7 protein-coding genes are annotated in these 9,081 nt (G+C 71.8%); 6 read left to right on the forward strand and 1 reads right to left on the reverse strand.

Annotated features, from left to right (window positions below; translation table 11 throughout):
• The first annotated feature begins 97 nt into the window (after window positions 1-97).
• The 6 genes from ACFVH0_RS35875 to ACFVH0_RS35900 all read left to right on the forward strand — a co-directional run bounded on the left by ACFVH0_RS35875 (window position 98) and on the right by ACFVH0_RS35900 (window position 8,531).
• On the forward strand, window positions 98-664 hold the full coding sequence (locus tag ACFVH0_RS35875) for a 2Fe-2S iron-sulfur cluster-binding protein (RefSeq protein WP_385827197.1): 567 nt from the start codon (window positions 98-100) through the stop codon (window positions 662-664).
• On the forward strand, window positions 661-1,647 hold the full coding sequence (locus tag ACFVH0_RS35880; protein WP_385827199.1) for an FAD binding domain-containing protein: 987 nt from the start codon (window positions 661-663) through the stop codon (window positions 1,645-1,647). Before ACFVH0_RS35875 ends, ACFVH0_RS35880 begins: the two co-directional genes overlap by 4 nt.
• Before the next feature lie 81 nt (window positions 1,648-1,728).
• Window positions 1,729-3,828, forward strand: a complete 2,100-nt coding sequence (locus tag ACFVH0_RS35885; RefSeq protein WP_385827201.1) for a xanthine dehydrogenase family protein molybdopterin-binding subunit — start codon at window positions 1,729-1,731, stop codon at window positions 3,826-3,828.
• Between the two features lie 173 nt (window positions 3,829-4,001).
• Window positions 4,002-4,511 carry an ATP-binding protein gene (locus ACFVH0_RS35890; protein WP_385827203.1) on the forward strand — a complete coding sequence of 170 codons (510 nt, stop codon included), beginning with the start codon at window positions 4,002-4,004 and terminating at the stop codon, window positions 4,509-4,511.
• Between the two features lie 183 nt (window positions 4,512-4,694).
• Window positions 4,695-6,113 (forward strand): NADP-dependent succinic semialdehyde dehydrogenase, encoded by a 1,419-nt coding sequence (locus tag ACFVH0_RS35895; RefSeq protein WP_385827205.1) that lies wholly within the window; start codon window positions 4,695-4,697, stop codon window positions 6,111-6,113.
• Between the two features lie 21 nt (window positions 6,114-6,134).
• On the forward strand, window positions 6,135-8,531 hold the full coding sequence (locus ACFVH0_RS35900) for a phosphoketolase (protein ID WP_385827207.1): 2,397 nt from the start codon (window positions 6,135-6,137) through the stop codon (window positions 8,529-8,531).
• Between the two features lie 28 nt (window positions 8,532-8,559).
• Here ACFVH0_RS35900 and ACFVH0_RS35905 read toward each other — a convergent pair whose 3' ends face one another.
• Window positions 8,560-8,883, reverse strand: a complete 324-nt coding sequence (locus ACFVH0_RS35905; protein ID WP_385827209.1) for a plasmid stabilization protein — start codon at window positions 8,881-8,883, stop codon at window positions 8,560-8,562.
• Between the last annotated feature and the right edge of the window lie 198 nt (window positions 8,884-9,081).

A 9,081-nucleotide genomic window follows, 5' to 3' on the forward strand; every position in this document is an offset into this window, starting at 1 on the left:
CGGCGGGGCGCGGCCCGGCGGCGGAGCAATGGCACGGGAAATCTTCGCACTTCTGGTAGAAAACGGGCAAAAGGCCACCTCTGAAAGGTGCGAGTGCGTGGACCCCTCTCGCGGGCGGGACGACGGTGCGCAACAGCCGGGAGCAACCGGTGACCGTTCCGCCCTGACACTGCAGATCAACGGAACCGAGCGGACGCTCACGCTCGATCACCGCACCACCGTCCTGGACGCCCTGCGCGAGCACCTGGGGCTCACCGGTGCGAAGAAGGGCTGCGACCACGGACAGTGCGGGGCGTGCACCGTCATCGTCGACGGCCGGCGCGCCAACAGCTGTCTGCTGCTCGCCGTCGCCCACGACGGCGCCGCCATCACCACCGTCGAGGGCCTCGCCGACGGCGACCGGCTCCACCCCCTCCAGGAAGCCTTCCTGGACCGCGACGCCCTGCAGTGCGGCTACTGCACACCCGGCCAGATCTGCTCGGCCGTCGGCATGCTCGGCGAGGCCGTGGACGGCTTCCCGTCCCATGCCACCGCCACCAGGGCACCCGTATCGGCCCCGGCGCCGCTCGACGCCGATGAGATCCGCGAGCGGATGAGCGGAAACCTGTGCCGCTGCGGTGCCTACCCCCGCATCGTCGAGGCGATCGAGGACGTGGCGCTGTGAAACCCTTCGGCTATCTCCGCGCCCGGTCCACCGAGGAAGCGGTACGCGAACACGCCGCGCACCCCGCCGCCGTGTTCCTCGGCGGCGGCACCAACCTCGTCGACCTGATGAAGCTCGGCGTCGCGGCCCCGCACCGGCTCATCGACATCAGCAGATTGCCGCTGGACCACGTGGCCGACACCGAGGACGGGGGCCTGCGGATCGGCGCGACCGTACGCAACAGCGTCCTGGCCGCCCATCCCGTGGTGCGCACCCGCTACCCCGCTCTGTCCCGGGCGCTGCTGTCCGGCGCCTCCGGGCAGCTCCGCAACACCGCCACGACCGGCGGGAACCTGCTGCAACGCACCCGGTGCGCGTACTTCCAGGACACTTCCAAGCCGTGCAACAAACGGGAACCCGGCACCGGCTGCCCCGCCCTCGACAGCGCGCAGCGCGACCTCGCCGTGCTCGGCCACTCCGCGCACTGCGTCGCCACCCACCCGTCCGACATGGCCGTCGCCCTGTCCGCCCTCGACGCCACCGTCCACCTGCTGGGACCGGACGGCGGGCGGACCGTGCCCGCCACCGGATTCCACCGCCTGCCGGGCGACACCCCGGACCGGGACACCGAGATCCGGCCGGGTGAACTCATCACCGAACTGGTCCTGCCACCGCCCCCGGAAGGCGCCGTCTCCCTCTACCGCAAGGCACGCGACCGCGCCTCCTTCGCCTTCGCCCTCGCGTCCGTCGCAGCCGTACTGAGCGTCCGGGGCGGCCGGATCGAGCACGCCGCGCTGGCCTTCGGCGGGCTCGCCCACCGGCCCTGGCGCGCACGGGCCGCCGAGGACCTGCTCCGCGGCGCACCAGCCACCGTGGAGACCTTCGAACGGGCGGTGGACGCCGAACTCGCCGAGGCCCGTCCGCTGCGCGAGAACGCCTTCAAGGTCGGCCTCGCCCGCAACCTGGCCGTCGACGCGCTCGCCGAACTCGCCGCCGAAAGCTGAGCAACCGCTCCGACGCCGCCCCCGCCCCCGCCGACAGCAGAGCAACCGCACCGATGCCGCCCCAGCCGTGAGGACCCCGTCATGAGCCAGGCCCCGTCACCACTGGGCACCCCCGTCGTCCGCCGCGAGGGCCGGGACAAGGTCACGGGCACCGCCCGCTACGCCGCCGAGCACACCCCGCCGGGGTGCCTGTACGGCCTGCCCGTCCCCGCCACGATCGCCCGCGGCCGCGTCGGCGCCGTCCACGCGGACGAGGCACTGGCCCTGCCGGGCGTGCGCGCCGTTCTCACCCACCACAATGCGCCCCGGCTGAAGGAGCCGGACGACCCGATCCTCGCCGTCCTCCAGAACGACCGGGTTCCGCACCGGGGCTGGCCCGTCGCGCTCGTGATCGCCGACACCCCGGAAAGCGCCGGCGCCGGGGTCGAGGCACTGCGGATCACTTACGAGACCGACGGGCACGACGTCCTGCTGACCGAGGGCCACCCCGGTCTGTACACCCCGGAGATCGTCAACGGCGGCTTCCCCGCCTTCCGGGAACGCGGCGACACCGAACGGGCCTTCGTCGCGGCGCCCGTACAGGTCGACGCCACCTACTCCGTCGGAGCCCTGCACAACCACCCCATGGAGCCGCACGCCACGACGGCACGGTGGGACGACGACGGACATCTGACCGTCCACGACTCCAGCCAGGGCTCCACCACGGTCCGCGACAGCCTCGCCACCGCGTTCGGAATCCGGCCGCAGCAGATCACCGCGGTCTCCGAGCACGTCGGCGGCGGCTTCGGATCCAAAGGCACCCCGCGCCCGCAGACCGTACTGGCCGCCATGGCCGCCCGCCACACCGGCCGCCCCGTCAAGATCGCGCTGCCCCGCCGCCAACTGGCCGCCCTGGTCGGCCATCGCGCCCCCACCATCCAGCACATCCGGCTCGGCGCCGAATTCGACGGCACCCTCACCGCGATCGACCACGAGATCATCACCCACACCTCCACCATCAAGGAGTTCGTGGAGCAGGCGGCCGTACCGACCCGGATCATGTACGGCTCCGCCACCAGCCGCACCGCCCACCGGGTGGTCGCCCTGGACGTGCCGAGCCCCTCCTGGATGCGCGCACCGGGCGAGGCCCCCGGCATGTACGCGCTCGAATCCGCGATGGACGAACTCGCCTCGGCCCTCGGCATGGACCCGGTCGAACTGCGCATCCTCAACGACCCGGCGAACGAACCCGACTCCGGGCGCGCGTTCAGCAGCCGCGGCCTGGCCGCCTGCCTGGAGAAGGGCGCCGCACGCTTCGGCTGGTACGACCGCGATCCGCGCCCCGCGGCCCGTGAGGAGGGGCCGCTGCTGCTCGGCACGGGCGTCGCCGCCGCCACCTACCCCGTCTACATCGCCGCCTCCAGCGCCTCGGCACACGCGGCCGCCGACGGCTCGTACCGCATCCGGGTCAACGCCACCGACATCGGCACCGGCGCCCGCACCGTGCTGGCGCAGATCGCCGCCGACGTCCTGGCCACCCCCGTGGACAACGTCCGGATCGACATCGGCAGCAGCGAACTGCCCGACGCCCCGCTGGCGGGCGGATCGTCCGGCACCGCCTCCTGGGGCTGGTCCGTGCACAAGGCAGCCACCCTGCTGCTGCGGCAGTTGTGCGAGCGCACCGGCCCGGTCCCCGCCGAGGGACTCACCGTCACCGCCGACACCCAGCAGGAGACCGCCGGGCAATCCCCGTACGCGCGCCACGCCTTCGGCGCCCACTTCGCCGAAGTCGCCGTGCACTCACGGACGGGAGAGGTACGGGTGCGCCGGATGCTCGGCGTCTTCGCCGCCGGACGTATCCTCAACTCCCGTACCGCACGCTCCCAGTTCATCGGCGGCATGACCATGGGGATCGGTATGGCGCTGACCGAGGCCTCCACCATGGACCGCGTCTTCGGGGACTACACCGAGAGCGATCTCGCCTCCTATCACGTGCCGGCCTGCGCCGACGTGCAGGAGATCGAGGCGCACTGGATCGACGAGGACGATCCGCATCTCAACCCGATGGGCAGCAAGGGCATCGGCGAGATCGGCATCGTCGGCGCCGCGGCGGCCGTCGGCAACGCCGTCCGCCACGCCACCGGCGTCAGGCTCCGCAGCCTCCCGCTCACCCCGGACACACTGCTGCCGTACCTCCTGTGACCCGGGCGGCTCCCTGCGCCACGGCCGACCGGGTGTTCCTTGTGTTGCGGGACCGCCTCCGCCGGGCCACTCTATGGAGTGACCCAGAAGTGACATCTGCTCACTCTTCGTGTTCGGGGGTCGTTGGTTCAACGGGGCGAAGTCAGTGGGCCTCGATGTGAGGAGCCTCGACGATGACCGTTCCACTCGACCGGCACTACCTGGTCGAACTCCAGGTTTCGGCAGAGCGTGTGTCCCAGCTGCGACGAATAATCGCGGCGCACCTCCGCCACTGGAGTCTCGAACTCCATATCCGGCCGGTATGCCGTGGTGTGGAGGAGCTGCTGACCAATGTCCACCGGCATGTCGGTGACGACAACAACTGCGTCGTCGAACTCCGCTGGTCCGGGCGGCACCTCACGGTCTCCGTCGCCGACAACGGCTCCGAGATGCCGCGGCTGCTCAGCAACGGTGGCGGTGGCCTGAGCCGGGTCATGGCCCTGAGCGACAGCTGGGGCACGTGCCGCACGGCCGAGGGCAAAGTCGTCTGGTTCACCAGGTACGCCAAGGAGCCGTACAGCGTCGACCTGGTGCGGCTCCCGCCGCTGCCCGGGGTGCGCGAGTTCCGGCGCCCGCCCGTCGCTGCCGCCGCCCCCGTTCCCGCCGCCGAGTCCACGACGGCATCCGACCCCGCTCTCGTCTGAGCCGGGCCACCGGGACGGCACCGTCGCCATCCGTACCCGCCGGACGTCTCCCCTCCCGGCGCGGACGGCGTGCACACCGCACGCACGGACCGCGCCGGCCGGGTGTCCGCCCGGCGGGGCCCGCGTTGCGGCTCGGCGTACGGCACGGCACGGTCGAAGGACCGAGGCAAGGAGGACACGGCCATGCCCATCGCGACGGTCAATCCCGCGAACGGCGAAACCCTCAGAAGATTCGAAGCGCTCGACGGGGCGGGCATCGAGCAGCGGCTCGACGCCGCCGCCACCGCGTACGGGCGGTACCGGACCACCGGGTTCCCCGAACGCGCCCGGCTGCTGAACCAGGCCGCCGGGCTGCTCGACGAGGACCAGCAGGACATCGCGCGCACCATGACCATCGAAATGGGCAAACCCGTCAAGGCGGCCCGCGCGGAGGCCGCCAAGTGCGCCAAGGCGATGCGCTGGTACGCGGCCCACGCGGAGGAACTCCTCGCGGACCAGCACCCGTCCCAGGCCGATGTGGCGGACTCCGGAGCCTCCCGGGCCTACGTCCACTACCGGCCGCTCGGTCCCGTGCTCGCCGTGATGCCGTGGAACTTCCCGCTCTGGCAGGTCGTACGGTTCGCCGCCCCGGCCCTGATGGCGGGCAATGTGGGCCTGCTCAAGCACGCCTCCAACGTTCCGCAGACGGCCATGTATCTGGAGGGCCTGTTCCGCCGGGCCGGATTCCCGGCGGGCTGCTTCCAGACCCTGCTGGTGGGATCGGGCGCGGTCGAGGCGATCCTGCGTGACCGCCGGGTCGCCGCGGCCACCCTCACCGGCAGCGAACCGGCCGGCCGCTCGGTCGCGTCGATCGCGGGCGACGAGGTGAAACACACCGTCCTGGAGCTGGGCGGCAGCGACCCGTACCTCGTCATGCCGTCCGCGGACGTCGCCAGGGCCGCCCGCACCGCCGTGACCGCACGGGTGCAGAACAACGGGCAGTCCTGCATCGCCGCCAAACGGTTCATCGTGCACACCGAGGTGTACGAGGAGTTCGCCGAACGGTTCACCGTGGGCATGAGCAACCTGACGGTCGGCGATCCGATGCAGGAATCCACCGACGTCGGCCCCCTCGCCAGCGAACAGGGCCGCACCGACCTGGAAGAGCTGGTGGACGACGCGGTACGGCAGGGCGCGCGAGCACTGTGCGGAGGCGGCAGGCCCGACGGGCTGGCACCGGAACTGGAGCGGGGCTGGTTCTATGCCCCCACGGTCCTCGCCGGGATCACCCCCGCCATGCGCATCCACCACGAAGAGACCTTCGGACCCGTCGCCTCCCTCTACCGCGTCGACGGGCTGGACGAAGCCGTGGCGCTCGCCAACGACAGCCCCTTCGGCCTCAGCTCCAACGTATGGACCCGCGACGCGGACGAGGCACGCCGCTGCGTACGCGACCTGGAGGCCGGCGGTGTCTTCTTCAACGGCATGACGGCGTCCCACCCCGCACTGCCCTTCGGCGGTGTGAAGCGCTCCGGCTACGGACGCGAACTCGCCGGCCAGGGCATCCGCGCATTCTGCAACGCGACCACGGTCTGGTACGGCCCCGAGCCCGTCGGACCCTAGGGCCTCTCGTTTGGAGACACGATGAGCAACGCTCCCGGCCCGGCGGCCACTTCCGGCCCCACCGGCCCGTCCGATGAAGAGGTCGCGGCACTCGACGCACACTGGCGGGCCGCCAACTACCTGACCGTCGGCCAGATCTATCTGATGGCCAACCCGCTCCTGACCCGGCCGCTCACCCGGGAGCACATCAAACCGCGCCTGCTCGGCCACTGGGGCACCTCACCCGGACTGAACCTGGTCCACACCCACCTCAACCGCGTCATCGGCTCGCGCGGAGTCCAGGGCCTCTGCGTCTGGGGCCCCGGCCACGGCGGACCCGCTGTCCTCGCCAACTCCTGGCTGGAGGGCAGCTACTCGGAGACGTACCCGGATGTCACCCGCGACGCCGAGGGCATGGGACTGCTGTTCAAACAGTTCTCCTTCCCCGGCGGGGTGCCCAGCCATGTGGCACCCGAGACACCCGGCTCCATCCACGAGGGCGGCGAACTCGGCTACGCCCTCACCCACGCCTACGGGGCCGCCCTCGACCACCCCGGGCTGATCGTCACCTGCGTCATCGGCGACGGCGAGGCCGAGACCGGACCGCTCGCCGCGTCCTGGCACTCCAACAAGTTCCTCGACCCGGTGCACGACGGGGCCGTCCTCCCGGTCCTCCACCTCAACGGCTACAAGATCGCCAACCCGACGGTGCTCGCCCGCCTCCCCGAGACGGAGCTCGACGCCCTGCTGCGCGGCTACGGGCACGATCCGCTGTACGTCGGCGGCGACGAGCCGCTCGGCGTCCACCGGGCGATGGCCGCCGCGATGGACCGGGCCGTCGACCGGATCCGGGAACTCCAGGCGGCCGCCCGCACCGGCGGTGACACCGGCCGCCCGCACTGGCCGATGATCGTGCTGCGCACCCCCAAGGGCTGGACCGGCCCGGTCGAGGTCGACGGGGTGCCCGTCGAAGGCACCTGGCGCGCCCACCAGGTCCCGCTGCCGGGTGTCCGGGACAACCAGGAGCATCTGCGGCAGCTGGAGGAGTGGATGCGCTCCTACCGGCCCGAGGAGCTCTTCGACAAGTCCGGACGGCCCAGCCCTCAGGTGCTCGCCTGTGTGCCCGAGGGCGACGCCCGGCTCGGCTCGACCCCGTACGCCAACGGCGGTCTGCTCCTGCGGGATCTGCCGATCCCGCCGCTGGAGGACCACGCCGTCGAGGTCGACAAGCCCGGCACGGTGCTGCACGAGCCGACCCGGGTGCTCGGTGGCCTGCTGGAGGCCGTCATGGCCGCCACCGCCGAGCGCCGCGACTTCCGCGTCGTGGGCCCCGACGAAACCGCGTCGAACCGGCTCGACGCCCTCTACGGAGCCACCGCCAAGGCCTGGCAGGAACGGACGCTGCCGACCGACGAGCACCTCGCCCGCGACGGACGCGTCATGGAGGTGCTCTCCGAGCACCTGTGCCAGGGCTGGCTGGAGGGCTACCTGCTCACCGGCCGGCACGGCCTCTTCTCCTGCTACGAGGCGTTCGCCCACATCGTGGACTCGATGGTCAACCAGCACATCAAATGGCTCAGGACCTCCCGACGGCTGGCCTGGCGCCGCCCCATCGCCTCGCTCAACTACCTGCTCACGTCGCACGTCTGGCGCCAGGACCACAACGGCTTCTCCCACCAGGACCCGGGCTTCGTCGACCACATCCTCAACAAGAGCCCCGAGGTCGTCAGGGTCTATCTGCCGCCGGACGCCAACACCCTGCTCTCCGTCGCCGACCACGCGCTGCGCAGCCGCGACTACGTCAATGTGATCGTGGCCGGCAAACAGCCGTCCTTCGACTGGCTCACCATCGACCAGGCCCGCGCGCACTGCGCCCGCGGCGCCGGCGTGTGGGACTGGGCGGGCACGGAGGACGGCAGCCGCGCACCCGATGTGGTGCTCGCCTGCGCCGGTGACGTACCCACGCTGGAGACACTGGCCGCCGCCGACCTGCTCCGCACCCACCTGCCGGAACTGGCGGTACGGGTGGTCAACGTGGTCGACATGGCACGGCTGCTGCCCCGTGAGGAGCACCCGCACGGGATGCCGGACTCCGAGTACGACGCGCTGTTCACCAGGGACACCCCCGTGATCTTCGCGTATCACGGCTATCCCTGGCTGATCCACCGGCTCGCCTACCGGCGCGCCGGCCACGCTCAGCTGCATGTGCGGGGCTACAAGGAGGAGGGCACCACCACGACGCCCTTCGACATGGTGCTCCGCAACGACCTGGACCGCTATCGGCTGGTCATGGACGTCATCGACCGGGTACCCGGCCTCGGAGTCCGCGCCGTGGCGGTGCGACAGGCGATGGCGGATGTCCGCACCCGCCACCACGCCTGGATCCGCGCACACGGCACGGACCTGCCCGAGGTGGCCGACTGGACCTGGGGCGGCTGACAACCGCCCCGATGCGCGCGGCGCGGGCTCAGCGGCCGACCGCGCGTGCCAGCTCGGCCTTCGTCATGTTCGACCGCCCGTGGATGTTCTTCCTCTTCGCCTCTTCGTAGAGCTGGTCGCGGGTCGGCCCCTCCGCTCCGCTGTGGGAGCGCAGACCGCCGCGCCGCGAGGAGGACATGTCCTCGACGGAGGTGCGGCTCGCCGTCCTCGACTCACCGGCACGGGCGCGTGCCTTGTTGACCGTACGCGCCGCGATCTCCTCGGCGCGTTCCTCGCTCACCCCGCGCTCCTGCGCGCTCTCCTTGATGTGCTCGTACTGCCGCTCCCTCTTGGCATTGGATCCGCGTGGCATGGTGCGGTCACCTTTCTCTCCGGGACCTGCCCCGGGGCCCGGCGGGCCCCTCCCCAGTCTCCCAGCGGCGCCCCGGGCCCGCCCGGCGGCGGGCGGGGGGGCCGGGGGGGGCGGGGCGCGTGGCGCCCGGGGGGGGAGTAGGTTGGGATTATAAAAAAAAAAACCAGCCCGCGCCGGTGTGGGGGTGTTAATAGGGTG

Source organism: Streptomyces sp. NPDC127117 (genome assembly GCF_042677325.1).
Taxonomy (GTDB): Bacteria; Actinomycetota; Actinomycetes; order Streptomycetales; family Streptomycetaceae; genus Streptomyces.

What these genes read in the sequence shown, in the direction of transcription:
- ACFVH0_RS35905 (WP_385827209.1), bottom strand. Translation starts at nt 8,883, where the DNA reads ATGCCACGCGGATCCAATGCCAAGAGGGAGCGGCAGTACGAGCACATC.
- ACFVH0_RS35900 (WP_385827207.1), top strand. Translation starts at nt 6,135, where the DNA reads ATGAGCAACGCTCCCGGCCCGGCGGCCACTTCCGGCCCCACCGGCCCG.
- ACFVH0_RS35890 (WP_385827203.1), top strand. Translation starts at nt 4,002, where the DNA reads ATGACCGTTCCACTCGACCGGCACTACCTGGTCGAACTCCAGGTTTCG.
- ACFVH0_RS35885 (WP_385827201.1), top strand. Translation starts at nt 1,729, where the DNA reads ATGAGCCAGGCCCCGTCACCACTGGGCACCCCCGTCGTCCGCCGCGAG.
- ACFVH0_RS35895 (WP_385827205.1), top strand. Translation starts at nt 4,695, where the DNA reads ATGCCCATCGCGACGGTCAATCCCGCGAACGGCGAAACCCTCAGAAGA.